Annotated in this window: 18 protein-coding genes and 1 pseudogene; 8 read left to right on the top strand and 11 right to left on the bottom strand. The window is 45.1% G+C overall.

The features are described from left to right. Position 1: 1 nt before the first annotated feature. Positions 2 to 3,403, bottom strand: coding sequence for a family 43 glycosylhydrolase (locus B3297_RS23610; protein WP_286779605.1), 3,402 nt, complete (start codon positions 3,401 to 3,403; stop codon positions 2 to 4). Positions 3,404 to 3,676: 273 nt separating this feature from the next. Here B3297_RS23610 and B3297_RS23605 point away from each other — a divergent pair, with 273 nt between their 5' ends. Beyond that, a complete protein-coding gene (locus tag B3297_RS23605; RefSeq protein ID WP_286779604.1) occupies positions 3,677 to 6,406 on the top strand; it encodes a DUF5695 domain-containing protein in 2,730 nt (909 codons plus the stop codon). Between the two features lie 194 nt (positions 6,407 to 6,600). On the opposite strand, the gene B3297_RS23600 is transcribed toward B3297_RS23605, so the two are convergent. The 5 genes from B3297_RS23600 to B3297_RS23580 form a co-directional block, all read right to left on the bottom strand. Next, entirely contained in the window at positions 6,601 to 7,257 is a 657-nt protein-coding gene (locus B3297_RS23600; RefSeq protein ID WP_286766651.1) for a response regulator transcription factor, read from the bottom strand. Positions 7,258 to 7,341: 84 nt separating this feature from the next. Then, on the bottom strand, positions 7,342 to 8,169 hold the full coding sequence (locus tag B3297_RS23595) for a CheR family methyltransferase (RefSeq protein WP_286779603.1): 828 nt from the start codon (positions 8,167 to 8,169) through the stop codon (positions 7,342 to 7,344). Next, positions 8,166 to 8,540 carry a response regulator gene (locus B3297_RS23590; RefSeq protein WP_159333172.1) on the bottom strand — a complete coding sequence of 125 codons (375 nt, stop codon included), beginning with the start codon at positions 8,538 to 8,540 and terminating at the stop codon, positions 8,166 to 8,168. Before B3297_RS23590 ends, B3297_RS23595 begins: the two co-directional genes overlap by 4 nt. Positions 8,541 to 8,613: 73 nt before the next feature. Then, positions 8,614 to 12,228, bottom strand: coding sequence for a response regulator (locus B3297_RS23585; protein WP_286779602.1), 3,615 nt, complete (start codon positions 12,226 to 12,228; stop codon positions 8,614 to 8,616). Between the two features lie 138 nt (positions 12,229 to 12,366). After that, positions 12,367 to 14,082: an FAD/NAD(P)-binding protein gene (locus tag B3297_RS23580; RefSeq protein ID WP_286779601.1), complete on the bottom strand. Its 1,716-nt coding sequence runs from the start codon at positions 14,080 to 14,082 to the stop codon at positions 12,367 to 12,369. Between the two features lie 206 nt (positions 14,083 to 14,288). Between B3297_RS23580 and B3297_RS23575 the strand changes: the two genes are divergently transcribed. Continuing rightward, positions 14,289 to 14,756 carry a PA2169 family four-helix-bundle protein gene (locus B3297_RS23575; RefSeq protein WP_075994905.1) on the top strand — a complete coding sequence of 156 codons (468 nt, stop codon included), beginning with the start codon at positions 14,289 to 14,291 and terminating at the stop codon, positions 14,754 to 14,756. 70 nt (positions 14,757 to 14,826) lie between these two features. On the opposite strand, the gene B3297_RS24960 is transcribed toward B3297_RS23575, so the two are convergent. The 3 genes and pseudogenes from B3297_RS24960 to B3297_RS23560 form a co-directional block, all read right to left on the bottom strand. Then, a complete protein-coding gene (locus tag B3297_RS24960) occupies positions 14,827 to 15,072 on the bottom strand; it encodes a glycoside hydrolase family 95-like protein (RefSeq protein ID WP_376778160.1) in 246 nt (81 codons plus the stop codon). A 54-nt stretch (positions 15,073 to 15,126) separates the two neighbouring features. Further along, positions 15,127 to 17,253: pseudogene (locus tag B3297_RS23565) on the bottom strand (glycosyl hydrolase family 95 catalytic domain-containing protein); the annotation flags it as partial. A gap of 206 nt (positions 17,254 to 17,459) precedes the next feature. Then, on the bottom strand, positions 17,460 to 18,062 hold the full coding sequence (locus B3297_RS23560) for a Crp/Fnr family transcriptional regulator (protein ID WP_070568150.1): 603 nt from the start codon (positions 18,060 to 18,062) through the stop codon (positions 17,460 to 17,462). A 290-nt stretch (positions 18,063 to 18,352) separates the two neighbouring features. On the opposite strand from B3297_RS23560, the gene B3297_RS23555 reads away from it, so the two are divergent. The 3 genes from B3297_RS23555 to B3297_RS23545 all read left to right on the top strand — a co-directional run bounded on the left by B3297_RS23555 (position 18,353) and on the right by B3297_RS23545 (position 20,240). Continuing rightward, complete coding sequence (locus B3297_RS23555) at positions 18,353 to 19,225, top strand: AraC family transcriptional regulator (RefSeq protein WP_286779600.1); 873 nt, start codon at positions 18,353 to 18,355, stop codon at positions 19,223 to 19,225. 219 nt (positions 19,226 to 19,444) lie between these two features. Continuing rightward, a complete protein-coding gene (locus B3297_RS23550; protein ID WP_083296057.1) occupies positions 19,445 to 19,720 on the top strand; it encodes a helix-turn-helix domain-containing protein in 276 nt (91 codons plus the stop codon). 169 nt (positions 19,721 to 19,889) lie between these two features. After that, the gene (locus tag B3297_RS23545) at positions 19,890 to 20,240 is read left to right on the top strand and encodes a lipocalin-like domain-containing protein (protein WP_070568159.1); all 351 of its coding nucleotides are present in this window, start codon (positions 19,890 to 19,892) and stop codon (positions 20,238 to 20,240) included. A gap of 126 nt (positions 20,241 to 20,366) precedes the next feature. Here the strand turns inward: B3297_RS23545 and B3297_RS23540 are convergent, their stop codons facing one another. Further along, positions 20,367 to 20,921: a TlpA family protein disulfide reductase gene (locus B3297_RS23540; protein WP_070568161.1), complete on the bottom strand. Its 555-nt coding sequence runs from the start codon at positions 20,919 to 20,921 to the stop codon at positions 20,367 to 20,369. Further along, complete coding sequence (locus B3297_RS23535; RefSeq protein WP_070568164.1) at positions 20,914 to 21,789, bottom strand: hypothetical protein; 876 nt, start codon at positions 21,787 to 21,789, stop codon at positions 20,914 to 20,916. Before B3297_RS23535 ends, B3297_RS23540 begins: the two co-directional genes overlap by 8 nt. Positions 21,790 to 22,379: 590 nt before the next feature. Here B3297_RS23535 and B3297_RS23530 point away from each other — a divergent pair. The 3 genes from B3297_RS23530 to B3297_RS23520 all read left to right on the top strand — a co-directional run bounded on the left by B3297_RS23530 (position 22,380) and on the right by B3297_RS23520 (position 23,796). Beyond that, a complete protein-coding gene (locus tag B3297_RS23530; protein WP_139145048.1) occupies positions 22,380 to 22,562 on the top strand; it encodes a hypothetical protein in 183 nt (60 codons plus the stop codon). A 45-nt stretch (positions 22,563 to 22,607) separates the two neighbouring features. Beyond that, the gene (locus B3297_RS23525; RefSeq protein ID WP_070568170.1) at positions 22,608 to 23,336 is read left to right on the top strand and encodes a PRC-barrel domain-containing protein; all 729 of its coding nucleotides are present in this window, start codon (positions 22,608 to 22,610) and stop codon (positions 23,334 to 23,336) included. A 301-nt stretch (positions 23,337 to 23,637) separates the two neighbouring features. Next, a complete protein-coding gene (locus B3297_RS23520; RefSeq protein ID WP_156167705.1) occupies positions 23,638 to 23,796 on the top strand; it encodes a hypothetical protein in 159 nt (52 codons plus the stop codon). The last annotated feature ends 31 nt before the right edge of the window (positions 23,797 to 23,827 follow it).

The following is a 23,827-nucleotide window of genomic DNA, read 5'->3' as shown; positions in this document are numbered from 1 at the left end:
TTTATTTCCAGATACAAAGTCTTTCAAATTCGCCATAGCCCAACTGGTTGTTACCGGCAATCTGGTAAAGGCCGACGCGCAGTCTTTTGCCGTTCAGATCGGGACGTAGAAACGGTGTTCCAGGCAGATCTTTCCAATCCACACCATCTATCGAACAACGCAAAAAGAAATAACTACCGACCTTTTGGACCTGAAGGTAAGGCAAAAAATCAAGGCCCGTTCCTGTATTCTCTTCCTGAAAAATCTGTGGACCGATGCTCCGCGAAAGATTGCCCAGGTTCCATCCCGTCAAAATACAATTGCTGATGTAGGCATCCTTACGATCCATGCTTTGAATCATGACACCAGCTTCACTTGATGTACGTACTTTACGGCCCAGGCCTACCACATCACTTACCTTAACCTCTAGCGTGAAATCGCCCTCCAGCTCTTTAAAAACAAACGGGGCTAGAAGATCTGCATCGCCCCATTTGGTATTTTTGGACTGGATTTTCCAGGTTCCAGCTAGGTAGGAAAGCGCTGTCTGCGTACTATCGGTTTTTTCACTGTAGTGATAACCATCCCAGAAAGGAATTTTCTGATCCTTGGCTGAATAGCTTTCATCCTGTGCTGGCTGCACCAATTGCGGCTTTTGCGCCGAAATCGCTTCCACTACCGGCTCACTGGCATGGCCAAAGGCATCCTTCGCAAGAACTTCGATAGATTTTCCGGGTCCGGATGATTTAAAAAGGTGGTAAGACTGCTGCTTCCAGCCTGAGCTCTCACCATCAGAACGGAATAAATACCACATTCCTGGCTTTTTCTCTACCTGTGCAAATACCTGATCGGCATTGATCAGGTGCGGCGGAGAAAGCACCTGCGGAACATACCCGTCCAGTCCCTTTGCCAGGCCCTCTTTCCACTGACTGAACTTTGCGTCTATTTCATCCGATGTTAAGGTACCAGCATAGGCGCGAAAGAAATGAAATGGATAAGCCAGTTCGAGGGTATTTTTACTTACCTGCAGCAGTTTGTCAGAAAACACGCGCTTTTCAATCTTCCCATTGCGATAAAAGCTCTTCTTTCCTTTATCATTGACAAGCACAGCATGCTGCCAGGTACCATCGTCATACCAATCAAAATAAAGCGTATACCGCTGCTGCTGAAGAATCTCCTTTAGCGCCGCACTTTCAAAAGCTTTACCTTTCAGTGCCAATCTATTTCCCGCTACCGTGACCACCGCATCGTCAACCGTCACTAAAGTATCCTTTGCTGTTCCATGGTTCCGCAAGGTACTGAGCTTTCCGAGGTTTAAATCGTCAGTTTGCAGCGCAAAGAAATTCGATTTAGGCACTTCATTGGCCAACCTAACCACTTCCTCCTCATCCAAGCTTGTATTATATACCTGCAAACTGGATACATAGCCCGAAAAATGCTGGTCCAGTACATCCGAAGCTCCCAGGACAAAAACATCCCCGGGCTTGACAAACAGCATCCTATTTTCCCTGCGCTGCAGCTTTCCGTCCACATAGACAGACTCCTGATAGCCGTCAAAAGAAAATACAATATGATGCCACACATTTGAGTCCGGAACCGATGCATATCCCAAATCAGGCCAAGAGCCATGCGTGATGGCCCCACGCCCGGCATCAGTACCATAACCAAAAATCGCTTTACTGAGATCCTGCTGGCCCGACGACCAGGCAACCAGCTGTTCAAACCGCGCTATGTCCGGATTATTGACCCATAGTCCTATACTATAGGAGCCATTTGCAGCCAACGACTGTGGCACGGCGAATGTCGATCGCAGCGCAGTTCCACCATCAAAGAAGAATGCCTTTTTACCCTGATAATTTTTAACAGCCAGGGCCTGTTCCGTGCTGAACATGCCCCCGAGTAGCCCTTTATTCTGAATACTTTTTACGTATTGTCCTTCCTGGTAATTGGCCGCATCGATATGGATCAAATTACCCACTGCGACTTCCTGCACAGGCATCTTTTGTGCTGCAGACCATAGCGTCTGTTGTGGAAGCTTTTGTGCATACACCTTCATGTTCCAAACGCCACGAGGAAGTCCATTCAATTGGCTGTTCAATACATTTAGCCTAACATATCTCGTCCTAGCTTTGCCATGTTCTACAATAGGACTCGCCCAGCGGTCGTTATCCGAGCGATCCACAAAATTTTCCCAGACGATACCATCCATAGAGGTTTCGAGTCGGTATCGATAGGCATACGTCGGGTATTCAAACTGAATAGATATGGTCTGTATATCCATTGTTTTACCTAAGTCGATAGCTACCCAGGCGGGTCCCTGATTATTTTTGGCCCGCCATAGCGTTCCATTGTTGTTGTCTACTAAAAAAGAAGGCCTAAAGTCGGTATTGTACCAGGAAGAGGCCGTCACGGTTTTACCAAAAGCCAAATCGACTGGCTCTACTACTGCTGGAAACAAATCCGGTACACCAGCATGTGTGGCACGCACCGGCTCAATATCGCCGTCAGCCGTAAAGAATAGCTCGTCCATGGCAACCTGACGATGGAAGCCACCCCCAGCGTGTGGATTGTTGTGCCTGTGATAGACAATGAAATAACGATTATCCTGTTCAAGAATACTATGATGTCCTGGACCGTCTATACTGCCATCCTCGTTTGTAATCAATATGGGATTGGTCGATGGGTATTCAAAAGGCCCCATGGGACCGGTTTTACTTTTAACGTACTGAACACGATACGTACCATCTTCGCAATGCCCCGAGGAGTACATCAGGTAATAGATGCCCTTACGCTTAAACATATAAGGAGCCTCAAAAAAGTCCTTTGCCACCGTATTGGGGATCAATGCTGTCTTGTCGAAGGTTTTCATATCCCTGTTGAGTATCCCCACCCCACATCCATGATCGGGGTAGATTCCCCAGGTCCCCCAAAATAGATAAATGCGGCCATCATCATCCCGAAAGGTTTGCCCGTCCAGGGTGATTACACCTGGAATCATATAATTAGGGATCATCGATTTGCCTTCGGCTACCAAAGGTTCCCAAGGTCCCGTTGGGCTGTCGGCCACTGCCCCAAAAATTTCTACAGGCTGACTATAATAGAGGTAATATCGTCCGTCGTATCCCTGCGTCATATCAGGCGCCCAGTACCAATGTGTATTGGGCCAGTTCATGGGTTGAATGGTCCAGTTTTTCAGATCCCTGGAACTCCACACCTGCGAAGGGCCTGCGCCCCAACCGTTCCCATCCGTAGTCGCATAGATATAATACGTATCGGCAATTTTCTTGATGCTCGGGTCCGCAAAATATCCGGGCAGCAGTGGATTCAATACATTAGGCTGTTGGTACGGTTTCAATGGCTGAGCCACCAGCCCTGTTAGCGACATAACCATTGCTGCCAAAATAGGGAAAGAAAAATGATGTTTCATGATAACACAAGGTTTACAAGTACATAAGAGTTTACAGGTACATAAGAAACGATATTGCCATTTAACAGATTTTACAACAAATAAAATCTACGATAAATGTCTATTTAACATTAAATTTATAACTTCAGTCATCACATTACAAATTTTGAGGGCTAACTGGTTAAAAATGGGCTATTGAAGGTTAAAATCTACCCATAAATACAGGGTACAATCCTTCATCTTTGTAAGAGCATTGACCTTAGCTGTCTTATAATGAGTATTAAAATATCTAAAATGAATCTTAAAAAATGCTATTGGATCCTATTTACGCTCGTATGCACACAGTTGCCAAGCAGCGTATATAGCCAGCAGGACGAACACCCCGTATGGAAAGCAGTCAAAGCGCAGCAAGCCACCTTAGGCGTAGAAGAGGGCGCCAAAAGCTTTACCCTCAAAAACCTCAATGTAGCCATTCTCAATGCGTCGCAGACGCTATCTTCTTTTCGTCCCAACGGAAGCGAAAAAGACTTTGACTATACACCTGTTGAACTCCTGCGCAAAAGAGACCGTAATCAATTTTTTCATATCGGTGATATCACGATCAGTTTGCGTCGTCAGGGCGATAGCTCCTGGAGCGCCTATTCATCGGCTACAGCGCGTAAGCACGTAAAGGCGCTAAGTCCTACAAAAAACAACCTGGCCAGCGCGGATATTAGTCCTACGCTCAACAACATCCCCTTAAAGGTCATCCGCAACTGGCAAGATGACCATGGCGACCTGATCCTTAGCTTTGAGATTTCAAATCCAACTGATTATACCATCGAAATTGGCGCGCTGGGCATCCCCCTTCCATTCAATAACAACATGGACTGGAAAAATCTCGATCAGGCGCATGCACAGAATGTGTTTTTCGATCCCTATATCGGCCAAGATGCGGGTTATCTACAGGTCAACCGTCTACATGGCAATGGACCTAGTCTATTGGTATTGCCCTATAAAAATGCAGGCTTTGAAGCCTACAATCCGCTCAATACCGACCCGACCCCCCGAAGTATTACCTTTGAGGGATTTCATGAATGGCTGATCCACAGTAAGGCCCATGCTGAGACTGACTGGAAAGGCGTAGAACAATGGAATACACCGACTTCTACCCTCTTGAAGCCACAGGAATCAAAGACCTTTGCCTTAAAATTCGTTCTCGCACCAAGTATCCGACAAATTGAATCGGAGTTACTGAAAAATAATAGGCCTGTTGCTGTTGGGCTTCCCGGATATGTTGTCCCCATGGACAATCCCGCCAAACTTTTTGTTAAGCATAGCAAAGCGGTCAAAAATGTCAGTGTCTATCCTGAAGGTGCTTTGACCCTGACAAAAAAAGGAAGTACAGCACAGCACTGGACCGAATACGAAGTGAAGGGCAATCGTTGGGGACGTGCGCGGCTTACCATCAACTACCGGGATGGCATTACACAGACGATACACTATAAAGTGATCAAATCTGAAAAAGAAGTCGTCCAAGATCTGGGCCATTTCCTCACTACCAAGCAGTGGTATGAAAATGATAAAGATATTTTTGGCCGATCACCATCTGTTATATCCTACGACTATGAAGAACAGCAGCCCATCACCCAAAATAAGAGTGCCTGGTTTGCGGGTCTAAGCGATGAAGCCGGTGCCGCAAGCTGGCTTGCCGCCCTGATGAAACAGGTACTACAGCCCAATCAGCAGGAAATAGCCAAATTGAAACGTTTTGTCAATGAGACGCTATATGGCCATATCCAGCATAAAGAAGGCGACAAGAAATATGGCGTTGTCAAAAGCCTCTTTTATTATGAACCCGACTCGATGCCCGCAGGAACCTACCGCTCGGACATCAACTGGAAGACCTGGGCTGCTTGGCCTAAAAAAGAAGCCGACGACATTGGGCGGTCCTACAATTACCCACACGTGGCGGCAGCACACTGGGTGATGTACAGGCTTGCTCGCAACTACAACAATCTGGTCAACGAGGAAACCTGGGACAAGTACCTCGAACGGGCGTACCAGACCAGTATCGCCATGGTCGAAAAAGCGCCTTATTACGCACAGTTCGGTCAAATGGAAGGCAGTATTTTCCTTATCGTCCTCAATGACCTCCGAAAGGAAGGATTAACCACCATGGCCGATAAGCTTGAAGCTGCCATGCGCAAGCGAGCAGAGCATTGGAAAACCCTCAATTATCCATTCGGAAGCGAGATGCCCTGGGACTCTACCGGTCAGGAAGAGGTATACCTCTGGTCACGCTTTTTTGGTTTCGATGAAAAGGCTCAAGTCACCCTAAATGCCATCATCGCCTACATGCCAACCGTTCCGCACTGGGGTTACAATGGCAGTGCGCGCCGTTACTGGGATTTTGTCTATGGCGGCAAGCTCTCCCGTATCGAGCGGCAGCTGCATCATTATGGTTCGGCCCTCAATGCCATTCCCGTCCTGACTGCCTACCGCGATCATCCGGACGACTTCTACCTACTCCGTATCGGACATGCCGGCATGATGGGTGCATTGGCCAATGTCACCCAAGACGGCTTTGGCCCGGGAGCATTCCACTCTTACCCGTCCACACTGGCCAATGATGGTATCTCGGGCGATTATGGAACCGGTTTTTATGGCTATGCCGTCAATTCGGGAACCTATATTGTCGACCATCCCGAATTTGGCTGGCTGGCTTTCAGTGGTAATCTAAAAACCGAAAAACAGCTGGTTAAGGTTGCCCTGACTACAGCTTCCAAAGGGAGTGTCTTTCTGGCAAAAGAAAATCTTTGGCTGACCACCGACGCCGGAGAAATTGCCGAATTACAGTACGATCAAAAAGACCGAAGCGTCACCCTGATCTTCAATACGGAGGCGAACCAATATAGCACGAATATGCTGCTCAATGTAAATCCAGAAAGCCATTATGAAGTGGAAGGAATAAACAAAGATGCGATGAATCGCTATGTAATACCCCTATCAACAAAAACGGTAAAATTGAAAAAGCTGAAGTAGCAAAAAATCCAGGCAACGTTCGACTTAAACATGGGCTATATCTACGCTAGCATTCACGCTAGAAACAAAAGAGATCGTAAGACGCCCAAAAATCGGGCTTCCATTTAGATGGAAGCCCGATTCTTAATAACTCACTTTAGCAAAATATTTCCTGATACCTTTCCTAAGGTCTTCGCCATTCGAAAAATCCTGCGCTAACTCAAAAGCTTCTGCTGAAAAGCGAAACGGATCAAATCCGCCGTATTCTTACTTTTTGTCTTATCCATCAAGTTCTGGCGATGTCCTTCAACGGTTCGTTTGCTTAGAAAAATTTTATCCGCAATCTCCATTGCCGTGAAACCCTGGGCAATCAGTTCCAGCACAGCAAACTCCCGATCGGAAATCTCATACTGTGCCAGGCGCGAACCTACATCGACCGTAGCACTGCTCTCAACATTATAATCTTCCATAAAGCGCAAACCGAAATTAGTCATCAGATACTTGTGACCTTGCGCCAAGCGCAATAAGCCAAACAAGATCTCATCATAATCGCCACCCTTGGACAGATAGCCGTCCGCTCCGCTCCGAAAAGCTTCGGCTACCTGAGCGGGCTCTTCAATCATGGATAATATGGCAAACTTAACATCCGGATAGATTTTTTTGGCCATACGGATAAAACTTATGCCATCCATCCCCAGCATATTCACATCAGTTAAAACCAGATCCGGCAATGTATTTTGTTCGAGGTAGATCAGTGCATCCTCCGCACTATCTACTTCATCTACCACCGTAAGCTTGTCGTGGGTATCAATTATCAAGCGTATCCCATTGCGTACAAGCCGGTGGTCATCAACTAAAAGAATTTTAGTCATTTTTCCTCCAATCCTACTAAGATACTTTATTTTTTTAAATAAGTTAATTTTTTAATACTATCCAGTTAAAAATAGTATTCGATTCTACTTGACCTTACGCCATATTTTTTCGTGTCCCACCTGATCATAGTTGGGTGCCAGCGCAGAGAAGCGCAGCGTCTCTTGACTGCCTAAGGCAAGGTAACCAAATGCCTCAAGGCTTTCATCAAAGAGCGATAATACCCTGGCCTGCAGCTCTGTGTCAAAATAGATCAGCACATTGCGACATAGAATGAGCTGAAAAGCATTAAAAGAAGCATCATTCACCAGATTATGCGAAGCGAATACAATTCGTTCCCGCAAGGTTGGATTGAATTTCACCCAGTTATAATTCGCGGTATAGTACGATGAAAAATCAGCTTTACCGCCTGAAAGCTGATAATTTTCAACATAGGATTTTAGATTTGCCATCGGGATGACAGCCTTCTTTGCCTGCTCGAGCACCGAGGGATTGATATCGGTGCCGTAGATCAGCGATTTGTGCAGCAGATTATGTTCCTGCAATAGAATGGCCAGTGAATACGCTTCTTCACCTGTTGCACAGCCAGCTATCCATATACGGATAAAGGCGTAGGTGCGCAATTTGGGTAGGATTTCCTGGCGAAGATGTGCAAAAAAGCTAGGGTCACGAAACATTTCGGTCACATTGACCGTCATCTTTTCGACAAATCGCTGCAGGTATTCCGGATCGTGGACAACACGGTAACGCAGTTCGGCAAAGCTCGCAAAATTATCCAGCAGGCAAAGTTGGTTGATTCGCCGCGATAAGGAGGCTTTCGTATAATGGGTAAAATCGTAACCATAAAGACGCTCCACATCCTCCATCAGCATCATCACCTGCTCTTGGCTGACAATTTTTTTTCCCGTAATCATCCTTTTATTTCCCCTATTAGCTGCACCAGAAGTTCAATGTCTATCGGTTTCGAAATGTAGCCATTTGCTCCTGCAGCCAGACATTTTTCACGGTCGCCGGTCATGGCTTGTGCCGTCACAGCGATGATAGGCAATTCACAGGCATTCTTTGTTTTCCGAATCAGCTGAGTGGCTTCATAACCGTCAATCTCGGGCATCATCATATCCATGAGGACAAGGCCTATGCCGGCATGATCCCGTAACTGAGCAAGTCCCTCTTCAGCAGACAGGCAGCCTATCGCTTGAAAACCTCTTGACTTCAGGGCCAATTTCAATGCAAATATATTGTTCTGATCATCGTCGATAATCAATATGATTTTGTTCTTATCCATGCAGTTTTAGTATCCCCCTATTGTCTATATTTAATACCTTACTAATAATCAATCCATCATCCTTATATACCTATTATCCATACATCCATACGCGAAGTAGGGACAAAAGCTGATCAATATCCACCGGTTTGGATATATAATCAGACGCTCCTGCGGCAATACATTTTTCCCTATCCCCCATCATTGATTTGGCTGTAACAGCAATAATGGGCATGTTTTCGTATCGCTGATCTTGTCGGATCGAAGCTATCGTTTCGTAACCATCCATTTCGGGCATCATCATATCCATCAGGATCACCGCTACATCCGGATTATCTTCCAGCTGTTTCAGGGCATCTTTTCCGTCCGTTGCCGGGACCACGGTCATCTGATATTTTTCGAGCGCCTTAGTAAGCGAGAAGATATTTCGGATGTCGTCATCCGCTACAAGTACCTTTTTACCCTGCAGAACGTCCCGCAAAAAGCCAAGTCTACCCGGAGATTTGGTAGTGGAACCATTATTTTCCTCTACGAGATGCAGAAATAAACCCACTTCGTCCAAAATACGCTGATAGGAATTAGCCGTTTTTACAATGATAGAATCGGCATACCGTTTTAATTTCATTTCCTCTACCTGCGAAAGGTTCTTACCGGTAAAAACAATAATCGGCAGATTTTCAAGACCCTGATTCCGTTTTACAGCTTCCAATGTCTCATAGCCAACACGGTCTGGAACCCCCATATCAAGTATCACACAGTCGGCAGTGTCTGAGCTCAGCGCCACAATGCTATCTTCTACATTGCTCTTGATCTCCGAGGCGATGTCAAAACTTCCGAGGAAGAGCGATAGCGCTGCCGCATGTTTAGGATTTTCTTCAACAATAAGTACTTTTTTTGGATGCCGCGTAAGGGCATCTTCTATTTTACGGAACATATCCCCCATCTGCTCCAATGCCATCGGTTTATTGATAAAGTCTATGGCGCCCTGCAGCAGACTTTCCCTCTTAACCTGTAAAGAAGACATAATATGCACCGGTATGTGTCGAGTCTTGGGGTTTTCCTTGATCTCAGCCATTACCTGCCAGCCATCTTTGAGCGGAAGCTGAATATCCAGCAGAACGGCTAACGGCATATAACGTGCCACCATCTCAGCCGCGATATCACCACGGACGACCACGATACCCTTGTAGTTTTGCTGGCGCGTATATTTCAGCAGAATCTTTGCAAATTCAATATCATCCTCAACAATCAAAATAAAGCGGTCGCCGGCGACGATACTATCGCGATCATCAGGAATATCGGCTGGAATAGGTATCTCCAGTGTCTTATCGGCAGGCAGGTTCACTGTTTGCGAAGTCTGCACTCCAGCTGTAGATGCTTCTTCAGCGAAGTCTAGCTCTATCGGCAACAATTGCACCGTGCCGAAAGCAGCTGGCGCGGCATCCGAAGTCTTCGCTGGAAGGATCAGCCGGAATACACTGCCTTTGTTTTCTTCGCTATCCAGCAAGATTTCGCCTCCGAGCAGACGCGCCAGTTCCCGACTGATGGAGAGCCCCAGCCCAGTACCGCCAAATTTGCGGCGTGTAGAACCGTCTGCTTGTTGAAATGCTTCAAATATCAGATGCTGCTTGTCTTTCGGTATCCCGATTCCGGTATCGCGCACTTCAAATACGATACCGTTTCTCTGCGATTGTTCGCGGTCAATATGCAAGGTAACCTTACCCGAAGCTGTAAATTTGATGGCATTCGACAATAGGTTACGTAAAATCTGATCCAGGCGCTGCTTGTCTGTTTCGAGCTGCAGCGGCATTCCTTCCGCAACGCTCATTTCTAATCCGAGTTGCTTGTCGGCGGCGATTGGTGCGAACATAGCCGTCAGCCCGTTCACTATATCGGCAAAAAATACAGGCTGTACATCCAGATCCATTTTTCCGGATTCTATTTTGGAAAGATCCAGAATCTCGTCTATCAAGGTCAGCAGGCTCTTTCCCGAACTTTGAATCACAGCTGCCGATTCCATCTGTTCATCATTCAGGTTACCATCCGAATTTTCGGCCATCAAGCGTGAAAGTAACAGAATTGAATTGAGCGGTGTACGCAGTTCATGCGACATATTGGCCAAAAATTCAGACTTATAGCGTGTACTCTGTTCAAGCTCCGCCGCCTTTTTCTGTATTTCCTGATTGCGTTCGGCAATCTCCACATTTTTATCCTCCAGCAATTTGGAGCGCTCTTCCAATTCACGGTTAGACTGCACCAATTCTTCCTGCTGTACGCGGAGTTCCTCTTCCGAAGCCTGCAGCTTATGGGTATGCATCTCGAGGCTCGAATTGAGCGATTCCAGTTCGGTATGCTGTGCCTGCAATTCTTCGGTCTGTGCCTGGGTTTCTTCCAATAAATTCTGTACCACCAGTCTGGCTTGGGCCGCCGCAAGTGTCGTACCCACCTTTTGCACCGCATCCCTAAAAAATGCCAGCTGAATGCTCGAAAAAGGTTGTAGTGAGCCCAGCTCCATTACACCGATACATTCGTTACCATCGAAAACAGGCAGTATAAAAAGGTTGTTCACCAGTACCTTCCCAGCAGCAAAGCTGATGACATAATCGGTATCTTCGAGGTTTTCGAATAACTTTTCTTTCTTGTCTTTAAAGACCTGGCCGACCATGCCCTCACCTGGGGCGAAGCGTTTACGTTCGGGATCTTCAAGTCCATAGGATCCCCTTAAGACAAGCTCATCTTGTTCCATCAGGTATATGGCGCCGTTGACACAGTTGCCATATTTTGTCAGATGGCCCAGCGTGACAGCCGTAAGCTCTTCCTGCTGTTTATTACCCATCAACAGGTTACCCAACTGGGTTAGACCAGCTTGATGCCAGTTGTTATTATTGAGTTCTTCAAAAGATGTTTTGAGCGAACGCGCCATTTCATTGAGGGATCCCGTCAGGCTGCCCAGATCGTCCTGTTCGCCATCCTGAATCTGCATATCATAATGTCCGGCCGCTATCTCCCTTGCGATGCGCTGGGTGATGCTCAGCCGCCGCTGGATCTCTTCATCTTTACGTTTCAGGTCATTCTGCAGCTGCTCCCGTTGAAAGAAATCCGCTCGCAGGCGGAAGTAAAAGAAGAGGGTAATCAATAAGGATACAGCAGCGGCCAACAAAACAAAGATGGAGGTATAGCCCGAAGAGCGGCTCAGTTCTTCCGAACGCTTATTGAGCAAAAGTTCTTCACGATCGATAATTTTGCTGATGAGCAAACGGCAGCTGTCCATATAAGTCTTGCCCTCCTCAAGCTGCGAAACGGTGACCATTCCACCACGCTTTTTGATATTGACCAGGTTTTCAAGCTTTGCCAGTCGGGATTGCACGAGTGTGGATAGCGTATCGATTATCTGCTGCTGTTCAGGATTGTCGGACGTAAGATCGTGCGCACGACTCAACGATTGGGGCAGCGACTGGAGGCCGGTTTTGTAAGGATCCAGAAACTTGTCTATACCTGTAAGCAGGAAGCCGCGCTGGCCAGTTTCGGCATTCTGCAGATCCTGCAGAATTTTGTTGACGCGGCTCATGACCCGCCGGCTGTGGTCGACCATCGCACTATTATGGCTCTGCTTACGAATACTAATATAAGAAGCCGTTGAGCTCGCTAACAGGATCAACAAGGATATTCCGAAACCTATCTGCAGATTTCTTAAAATAGTTTTAGGCATGCTTTTTCATCAATTGAGTTAAGACTATGCCAACCGATGGTCTAGATGGCGGCCAAATATAGCAATAGGACGTCTAAATTAAATCGTGCGCCGCCTGCCCTCAACCATCTTACCGTATTTTAACAAAAAGTTGCGTATTTATCCGCTCTCCGCAATCTTCCCAGCAATGATAGCCGATGTCGCAGCACAAAAATCAAGGCCTGAATAATCCGGATTGTACCCCCCCATATAAGGTACGGCCATCATAAAAAGACGTTGGCTAGCGATACCACTGTGATCCACCAAGCGGAAGCTGTCATCTATCTTTACACCGGGTACCTGCAAAAAAATAGCGCCATCCGGTGCCACAAACATGTGGTCATTGCCTGCCAGCATTTGTTCCTTGGCCTGTTCCACGGAGCGAAACCGTAAGTAGGCTGGGCTGACATGGCCATTGTCGACCAAACTCTTGAATGGAAATTCTTCAAAGTTCAACGGTCGCTGTCCCACACAATCCACAAATGTCTTATAATGCGATTTTATTTCGATTCCTGATTCATCGGTATAAAAATAATTGGCGCCGCGATCGCTCGCTGGTTCAACCCGGCTTTCGTTGCCTACATTGACCACTTCCAGGCGGCCGGCATCGTACAGCGCGAGTAGCTCACGACTGGAACTCTGCGGCACAAAAGCGATGACAATAGAAATCAGCGGCATGAGTACTTTTTTTAAACGCAGCATATCTTCGGCAGACATGTACTTGGCGGGATAATTTAAGGTGAAACTCAAGGCAGAAAGCACTTCCTTCCAATAGATGGATTGGCGCCTTTTAATAGATTTCAGCGCTTGTTCGTGCTCCTGGCGAAATCCCTCGAAGGCATCTTTCTGTTCCCTTAAATGGAGTACTGCCTCTACAAAGTCTTCCAGGCTGAGCTTTTCCACGATCGCATAAAAGTCGGGATCTCTTTCCTTGAACTGCGCTTTAAAATTGCGCTCAAACAGAAAATCCAGCGAGACGAAACCCTCATTCTCTAGCCTGTTAAGTATCAGCTCCTCTTCGGAGATCACCAGGTTATTGGCCAAGAAAGGTTCTTCCTGATGGAAGCGGATCGCAGGAAGCAGCCCACTGCGGGTATGCATCAATATCTTAAAATTTTCGCTTCCCGGGTCGATCTGATACCTTAGCTCTCCTGTCTCCAGGGTTTCAAAAGAACCATTGTGGCGAGCCAGCGTACGGATAGCGTCGATTGCTGTGAGCGAAGCACCGCGTATGCCGACGGCGTGATTGGTTTTTAAGGCCAACTTGGACGGTGGATAGGGCGATTCGAAATAATGTTCGACATTGCCCTCATACTTGGTTGGCCACTTATGTCCGGTACAGATGACTACCTTGTCTACGATATAGGTATCGGTGCTGCCCACCGTAATTTTAACCTGCGCCTGGCCTTCGAGGTCAATAATATCCGTAACCTGGCTAGCGAGGTGAACCTGTGTTTCAATGCCCTGTTCATCCGCCATCCGCTTCAATAACATAAACTGCTCCGAAAGGTAGCGGCCGAGGAGCAGCCGTGGAACCACTTTGTAGCGATTAAAATCGTCCACATCGATTCCATAAGTACGGAGCGTGGCCTCCGATAGGGATTGAACATAATCCTCAATCGTCGTGACCAATGTGGGGATTTCATGATCCGATACATTCGTCAAGTGCTCCGGTGTGGCACCTTCGTAGCTGTAAGGCATTCCTGCCCCCAATTGTTTTCGGGATTCGAAAATAGATACCTTGAGACCGGCGATATTCTTTTCGATCAATCTTTTGTACATAAACAGGCCACTGGGTCCACCCCCGATAATGGCTACATGAATGTTTTGTTGCATAGTTTTCGTTGCGCTGCCTAATGGACAGTATTCGGTTTTAAGAACAAGGGCAAATTGCAGAAAGTTTTAGACAGATTTATTCCCGTGCAATAAAAAATGGGATAAATACGGGCTACGATTTAAATACCTGAATCTCGAATTCTGCAAACGATCATGCAATGCCTGCTGTTTTTCGAATAAACAAAATGATAACAAATAACAATATTATGGAAAACAACATCAACAATCCGGAGATCATCAATGACATTATTAAGATCAACAACGACCGCATCGAGGGTTATAAAAAAGCTATTGATCTGGCGACAAGTCATGGTTTAGATAAACTTATACCAACATTTCAAAAATTTATCGGACAATCGGAAGAATTTATTGCCGAGTTGACACCTTATGTTGAGCTTGAAGGCAAAGAGGCGACGGATAGCACCATGCTGAGCGGCAAGCTTTTCCGCGCCTGGATGGGGATAAAAGTGAATATTACGGGAGATGACGAAAGAAGCCTGCTCGAAACCTGTGAGCAGGGAGAAGATGCCTTCAAATCAACTTATCAAACAGCTTTGGCTGAAGGATCGGAAGAACTTTCGCAAAATGTTCATAGCTTAATCAATACACAGCTCAGCAAACAGCTTGAAGCGCATAATATCATTAAAATGCTGCGCGATAGCAAAACCCTCTAAGATTGAAATAGTAATTTTTCTTTTTCACGAAAAATACCGAAGGAATTTATCCTTCGGTATTTTTTTGAAATTATATTTTCAGATTGACTTTTTCACCCGCCGGTAGTTCAAGCTCGAGCAATTTCCCCGCATACTTCACCCGACATTTCTGTTTCTTTTTGGCTTTTGCTGCAGCGCTGACCAATTGACCATTTGTCCATTTCAGATCAATTTCGATCGCTCCCCTAGCCACCAGTCCCTTTATCTCACCATCTTTCCAATTGGCGGGAAGCGCCGGAAGCAGCTCGATAAAATCTTCATGGCTTTGCAGGAGCATTTCGGCCATTCCGGCAATCACGCCAAAGTTGCCATCGATCTGAAATGGGGGACAAGCATCAAACATATTGTAATAAGTCCCGCCCCCACCGTCATATTTGGTATCCATATCCGATGTAGGGCGCAGTTGTTTATTGAGCAACTTCAATGGCCGATCGCCCTGCTGCAATCGTGCCCAAAGCGCAATTTTCCAGGCGTAGGTCCAGCCTACCCCATCATCGCCACGTCTTTCCAACGACTGCTGCACAGCTTTTGCCAATGCGGGCGTACGATCCAACGTGATTTCATTACCCGGGTATAGCGCAAACAGATGGGACAGATGACGATGAGCAGGTTCTACCTCTTCAAACTCTTCGGCCTATTCCATCAGGCGCCCGTCATGACCAATTTTTGGACGGGCCAGCTTGTTTTTTGCGGCCTGCAAGCCCTTTAAGAAATCGTCTTCTTTTACACCTAGTATTTCCGACGCAGCCAGGGTGTGCTCAAATAGATTGAAAATAACCTGCTGGTCATGCGATGGCCCCATACTGATCTGTGCAACAGAGCCATCGGGCGCTTTAAAGGAATTTTCCGGCGAAGGTGAAGGCCCCGAAACCAGCAGCCCTGTTTTAGGATCCGTTGTCAGCCAATCTTGGTAAAAAGTCGAAGCCTCTTTTAGAATCGGATAAGCTTTTCTTAAAAAGTCTTTATCCTGTGTAAAGGCATAATGTTCCCAGATATGTTGGGCAATCCAGGCTCCGGCCCCAATATGCATCCCCCAGCTTGCACTTTCCCCCGGAGAAGTGTAGCCCCAAACATTCGTTATCGGATGCAGCGCCCATCCCCGCATCCCATATTGTATCTGGGCTGTTTTGCTACCTGGTGCCACAAGCGATGCGATTAGATCCATCAGGGGACGATGCGATTCGGATAGATTGGCTACCTCCGCAGGCCAGTAGTTCATCTGTACATTGATATCGGTATGGTAATCGCCATTCCATGGTGTTTGTATCTTATTGGCCCAGATTCCCTGCAGATTGGCAGGAAGACCGCCCGCTCTCGAGGAAGAAAGCAATAGGTATCTGCCGTACTGAAAATACAGGGGATATAAGGCCTGTTCATTTCCGCTACGCAGATTATTGGCCATCAACACATTGGTAGGCATATTATTGGTACTATTTCCCAGCTGAAAACTCACCCGTCCCATAAACGAAGAAAAGTCTTTGATATGACGATCCCGAAGCGTCTGGTACGATTTGCCCGTAGCCGCTTTCCGTATTTCGAGATGTTCTTTTTGATAATTGGCATTAATATAGTCTGGATAACGCTGTTTATAATTTGTTTTTGCAGTTACAATAAGCGTCAACGCATTGGCACCTGTAACCTGAATACCGGTTTTGGTCTGGCTGCTGATTTTGCCGCCTTCCAGGACCGGTGTCACCTCAGCTTCATACAGCATACCATTTCCACCCCGCCCATTATCGAGCACGCCAAACATGCGCAGTCCGTGCTTTGCCGTAACCGCTGTCGCAAACCTTTCCGGCCGATCCAAACTGAAGAGCACATTGATCGCCCCGGCTTTGTCTGCAGTGAGCCGGATAATGATCGCCTGATCGGGGTGACTAGCGAAAACTTCCCGTGTAAACTTGACGCCATTTTGGACAAAAGAACTGGAAGCAATTCCTTTCATCAGATCCAATTCACGGCGATAATTCTGATAAGTGGCATCCGTACCAAAGTCAAGCCGTAAATCGCCCAAGGTCTGGAAGCAACCAAAGGGAACATTGGCACCATTACCACTCCCCGATCCTTTTCCCTTTGTAATCTGCGTTTTATTGGTCAGTTCGGTTGCTTCTTTATAGTTGCCCTGAAACAGCAATTCACGAATCTTTTGCAGGGACTGTGAAGCCGCAGAATTGTCGCCTGCGTCGAAGCTTCCACTCCATAAGGTCATTTCGTTCAGCTGAATCCGCTCGTGGTTGACATCGCCAAAAACCATAGCCCCAAGGTTTCCATTACCAATGGGTAGGGCTTTCAGCCACTCGGGGTCACTCTCCCAGCCGTTTTTGGAATCTACGGCTAAGGCATTCGCAGGTTGTTCAAACCAGATACAGTTTTCTTTCTTGGCTCCAGTCTGCGCAACAGCAATTTTCACCGACAGGAGAAAACAGAGTGCAAGACCAGTACATATACGGTTTAGCATTGATGTGTTCAATTTCATTGAGGTTTACGATTCGATTTAGGGATGCAATGCCAACTGTTCGCAATAGAAAAGCAATGAATCCTCGCCATATCATCAAAAATAAGGATAGCTATTGGCAAACACATACACTTTATTGCTCTTTTTAGATGCCCTATTAACACATTGTGTTGCTTCCTTATAAAAAAGTTCAGGATTCTGTGGGCATGTTAAACTTTTGCTCTTATGCGGCTCAATGTAGATTGCGTTATCCCCAAATACGAGGCAACGATACCCAACGGTGTGCGTTTTAAAATTTCAGGATAACGTTCAACGAGATTTCTATATCGGTCCACCGCGGGCAACATTCGCAGTTCATTGGCTTTCTCTTCACTTTTGATATAATAACGTTCGGTCAATACCCTACCGATAAAATTAAGTTCGGGGAATTTATGGTACAGCTCATTCAGTTTCTCGGAGCTCAGAACCAATAGACGGCAGGGCTCCAGTGTTTCAATTGCTTCGAAGCTCGGTTTTTGACTAAAAAAGCTATAGACCGCAATAGCGAGCTCCCCTTCATACAGCAGCCAGGAGCTGATCTCGTTACCCGCCGGATCAATATAATAAGTATGTACACCGCCCTGGAGAATGAAGTAGATCTGCTTTTGCACCTGTCCGATATCAGTCAGGCGAACCCCGGCTTTCACATCGATCACATAGCTATGCGTTTCGATCAGCTGTTTTAAATCGTCCGACAGCGGATGAATGCTTTCAAACAGCTTTACAATAAGATCTGTGGCCGATTGGCTATATCTATTGGTCTTTTTTTGCATACAATGAATCTATCGCACTAATGGCGTGCCAACAATATCCTAAATATACACGATAAGCATGCTATATTTTTTGCTTTTTGGCAAAAAATATAGGCAACGGGTTGCTAAACTTTGATTAATATAGTTTGATTGCCGTCCGACGAACTGGAAAAAAGTAATATTTTACATGATTTTAAGCGTTTAATACATGCCTTTTAACCGTTAAAAAACGTTTTTTGAGTGATCACTTTCAATCGATTATGGAGATTGGTGTACGTTCCCATTTATTTCATTAAAAATGTTAAGAATCTATGCGGCCAATTTACGCGAAAGCACGTTCAAATTCAGGAAAAAGGATTTTTGAAATCCGACATGAAAATTGCCCTAAACTTCTTTCCGAGTATCATTTTCATCGTGAATGCCAGCTTACATACATCATGAAGGGTAAAGGCCAACGCTGCACTGGCGATCAGCTGGAAGACTTTGAAAGCGATGAGCTAACTTTTATTGGTCCCAGTTTGCCACACGTCTGGTACAACTCGCCTACAGAAACCGATCAGGAGCAAAATGTACAATTCATCACCTTGTATTTCGACCCGGAAGCTCTGCTGTCTTTTTGCTCCTTATTATTTGAAACAAGCCAGCTAAAAGATTTTCTTGAGCGATCGCGACAGGGAATGCTGTTTTATGGAGAAACAAAAAATAAACTCAAAAAAATACTGTACAAGATGTTCGCTGTGCCTGAAGTACAAAAAACAGCCTATCTCTTCGAGTCTTTAGGGATTCTGTTGCATACTCAGGAATACAGTAAACTATCCAATAAGCCCTATATTGATGGCCTGGCGGGTAAGGATGGAGAAATTATCTTCAGTATTTACACGTATGTTTTTGAAAATTTCAGTGATGACATTTCCCTGGACGAGGCAGCCAAATTGGCCAACTTGACCAAGCCGTCTTTCTGTCGTTTTTTTAAAGCACGTACAAGGAAAACATTTTCAAAATTCGTCAATGAAGTTCGAATCAATGAAGCCTGCAGGCTTTTGGTTCAGGAAGAAAACCCAATAACCCATATCGCTTACGCTTGTGGTTTCAACTCTTTGCCCAACTTCAACAAGTTCTTTAAATCGATTAAAGGGGTTACACCTTCCGATTATAAAAACAAGCTTCTGATTAACAAAGAATAGCGAACAATATTCCGATCATTTTGCGCCGTGTGTGTCTGCAAATAAAAGATAGTTATCAGCTTTCGCTGATAACTATCCCACTACATATATTCTCCAAAAATAGTTAACGGAAATTATTTGCTTCGCATACAGCGTATACCCACGGCATTGTTTTGATGGATAGGCATTACACTGTCTTATCTGGACACACATATTGACGATGTTATAACTGGACGTACCATGGAGTTTATGGAGCTTAACAAGATCGCCCGAGAAATTGCGGTTTCTCCAAAACATCTTTGTTATACCATTCAAAAAGAGAAAGGTTACCATCCCGGTTATTTCTACAATCTCAAAATTATCAGTAGCGCCAAAGAACTACTGATTAATTCACCCCTGTCCATCGCAAAAATTGCACTTCACTTGACATACGACGCTTCAAACTTTTCGAAATTCTTTAAAAAATGGACTGGGGAGACACCAGGAAGTTTTAGAAAAAAACAACCTCGGAGCTAGCAAGCATTAATTTTCTACAGTTATTTTCCGAAACAATAAAAAGCGTTTCCTACTTCCTCCAGCCACCCACCCGATCTACTTGATTGATTATATTTATGTAAAAACTGTCTAAAAAAGCGCTAATACTCATTATATTTAAGATATCCTTTACACCGCAATCAAACACAACATGAAAACACTCGTAACACTTATTTTGGTCCTTTGTTCCTTTGCAGGATATAGCCAGACCGCCAAAGAACTTATTGGGAAATGGAAATTGGTCAAACAGACAAACGTCGATGGCGTTGTGTCTACACCTAAGGACACTTATCAGGTGTTTATGGAGGACGGAAAATTTCAGGGTATCCACAATGGTGATTCCCGTAATGGAAAATGGAAACTATCCGAAGACAATAAAACACTTACCGTAAAAATAAGCATCATCTCCGTCAAATTTAAGGTAGAATCGTTTGACGAGAAGAAACGTGTCATCAGCAGCGACAAAACCGGTACGCTGGAATATGAAAAAGTGCAGAAATAACAGCTTAAAACAATTCCTATCAAGAGCAATGCATTGAAAAGCCCGGCATGGATTTCCATCGCCGGGCTTTTGTCTACTTTATCCTGAGCCATCGTCCATTCAGTTACAACTGTATAACCTTCTTCCCTAATTATTCAGGGCCTTTTCTATCCAGGATTTGGCGACCACAGCCTGATTCTCCGGAGCTGTGGCACGGTCGGATAAGTTACCTGTTTTATCGAAAACGAGGTAACTGGGGATAGCGTTATTAAACTGTTTGATGATTGTTGCAAATTGTTTTTTATAGAGGTAATAGTGATCGCCTTTGAGCAGATCTGTAAATTCCTGAAATTTTTTGCGATCAGAGCTTTCATCCGTCACATATACAAATACGACATCATCCCGATTGCTATATTGATTCTTGACCTTTTCCATTTCCGAAAAAGATGCGATGCAGGGGCCACACCAGGTCGCCCAAAGATCGATTACAACTACTTTTCCCCGATAGGGCTTGATCAGTTCTTCAAGGACATCTTCCTTATCGGTGGCAAAAGGAAACATAACGACCTTTGCCGTGGACCTTTGTTTTCGGAGTGCATTTTGCTCATCCTGATAAAGAAGGTATTCGACCAGATCTTTTATGGTAAAACTATGTGTAATGTCGTACTTATTTTGCACGCTTAATTGATAGCCCTTATTCATTTTTTGGACCCAGGCGATGTTGCAGCTGCTCTCTGAAAGCCATGGGGCCAACCTCGGTAATATCCGGAAGATGCAACAGAGAATCCTGCAGGATGGCCGCCTGAATGGCAGCATAAGCAGCAGAAAAAAGACTCAGGGTATCCTGATATCTGGGGCTAAGGATTTCCTTGTAAAACGAAATATCCCGCTTTGGCACCAATGGAAACTGCGTGGAATCCAGTCCTGCCTTTTTATTGTGCTCGTAAATATCCGCATAATTTAAAAGAAAACTTGGTATCCGAAAACCTTCGACAATTTTGGTATAGTATTCCCTCAGAAATCCTGAAGTTGAGTCTGGAATCAGCTTTTTAGTCATTTCTTCTACCTTACCCAACTGATATATTATAAAATCATTTGCCGATTTAAAGGGTATTTTTTCATTTTTTTTATCCGCAGGATAGCTAAACAGCCCCATCAGCAATTTTTCCTGCTTCGCCGAATTGTCGAAAACCTGCTTAAATGGTCCCTGATAATGCAAGCTGCTGTTTCCGTCATTCGACATCGCAACAGTTAATGTGCCCACTTGCTTTGGTACAAGCAAAAAAGCAAGGTATTGGCCATTTAGCCTTAAATAAACCGACGAAGAGCCAAAGGAATAGGCCGATGCCATCCATGTAGAATCATTTACTTGTGTAAATGGCAGTGGCTTATCCTGCTGGAAAGGATTACTCATAAAAGGAATGCTCAAGTCAAGTTCTTTTACATTCGTATTACCTTTTAGCTTAATAACCAAAGATACAAAGCCGCTTGATAGCGATTGTCCCTGTGCAAAAGTATAACTCAGCAATACAAGGCACAGTACGATGACAAGATTAATTTTTTTGAGCATAAATCAGTATTTATAACGTACATTAGGTTATTTATCTTTAAAAATAAATAATTTTTATAAATTATCAAATAGGATTATTTTATACGGGGATATTCAGTCGACGGAAATCAATGACCGTTGGAGGACCTAAAATCATCAGCTGATCGAAAATTTAACCGAGACAGCTCTTGGATGATTAGACTATAGCCGACAACAGAAAAAGGCTAGGTCAACCACGAACCTAGCCTTTACAAAAAACAATCCTTTAACCTCTGTTTATTTAACTAATTAATACATTTCCGACCAAAGAACAATGTCAGCGGTAAATCGTTTGAATTATTTTTCTTTTTTGATATAGGGCGACCAAAAGCTGTGAAAGGAGTCCGGCCATCCACCGCCCATTCATCCCGCATGAACGCTGCTCCTCGTGCTTGTTAGGCTCTACCGAAGCCCTCACCGTGGTCATGGCCGTTTCCGCCCTTAACTATTTCCTTGTAATGTTGGCATGCAATCCCCTGAAAACAGAACAACAAGAACTACTGCGAGGAAAACGTCTGAAAAATTTTTCAAACGAAGCCATTCAGGGGTTGTTCTTTTTAAAAAAAGAATTTATGGCACATTTAGAAGTAAAACCTAGAAACGGAGCGCCCAAGTGGCTGTGGATCCTGCTTTCATTGATTGCATTGGGATTGGTAGTGTATTTTGTAAACCGCAACAACAGCGACGACAGGCTACCTGAATCTACGCCCGACACAAGCATCAATAGTACAGCACCGCAACGGGATACCCTTTAAATCACTGTCACACCTACGAATTGATAACGCAAAACATTTGAAAACATGGCATTAGAAGAAAAAAACTATAATCATTTGATTGAACTCGGTGGAAGCGATTTTGAAATTGTCGATGGCGAACCTGATATCCGCGGCTGGAAAGTAAAAAATGAGGCCGGTCAGCTGATCGGCAAGGTCGATGATCTGCTCTTTGATCCCGAAAGCCAACAGGTCCGTTATATCATCGTTGATCTCAATGATGCCGAATTTGTAGTGGAAGACGATAAGAAAGTACTTGTACCAATTGGCCTTGCTTCGCTCTACGATGGCACAAAGATTCAGGCGAGCAATGATGAAGCCTATCCCACCCCGCCGGTCGAACCCATCAATCATAGCGTGATCTTTACCGTAGATGAAATTCCTACGGAAGAGCCCGCTACAGATTATCTGTATAATCCTGCCGATGATGGCGAAGTGGTGGTCATCTCCATTAGCGAAGACCAGGCCATCCGACTGCCTGCTTACCTTACTGATCAGCTCGACCCCGAAACAGAACTTAGCGTCCGCCATGTGTTTGAAGGTACCGGCGATGTGGGCTTTATCGTGAGCGCCAACAATTACGATCCTACCGAATTTTACAAACATTATCACTTTAGTGAAGATACGTTCTACAGCCGGGGACAACAGACCGAAACTCTTCCTTCGGATCAGACGCAGCGTACACGAAGAGTAGCCGCGCGATATGACCAAAACACGGGGCATGAACCCGGCACAATCGACAACAACGAACTGTAGAAAACAATCCTATAGGAAAGATATCGAAGATAACACGCATGCCGAACGAAGCAATCAGGCTTAGCTATTCAAGCTAAGCCTGATTATTGTCCGGAAAATGCCAAATTTCTTTCTGCAAACAGCAAACAGTAATCGACATGTATCTTTCCCGAACGTATTTGGCAAAGTATCGTGTTAAAAATACCCCTTTAGCCTGTATTTTATAACCAATAGTACCACATAAACTACCTAAATTCGCTTGCCTGCACCTAAAACTGCATTAAAATTGCATGTTCTTCCATGACATCAATATAAATCGGTTATGAAAACAAGCTATAAAATCGTCATTGAAAAGAACAGACAGACCATCCGGAAGTATTATGAAAAATATAGCTGGTATAAACTGGACCGCGAGGAGCTCACACAGGAATTACTCATCCGTGGCGGCTTTCTAGCGATTCTAACTTGGTTGTTATGGTAAGCTAAACATACATCGGCAGAGATATCAATTC

The organism is Sphingobacterium sp. UBA3519, assembly GCF_002377215.1.
Classification (GTDB): domain Bacteria; phylum Bacteroidota; class Bacteroidia; order Sphingobacteriales; family Sphingobacteriaceae; genus Sphingobacterium; species Sphingobacterium multivorum.
Note: the sequence above shows the minus strand (reverse complement) of the source record. Positions and strands in the feature narration are given on the sequence as shown.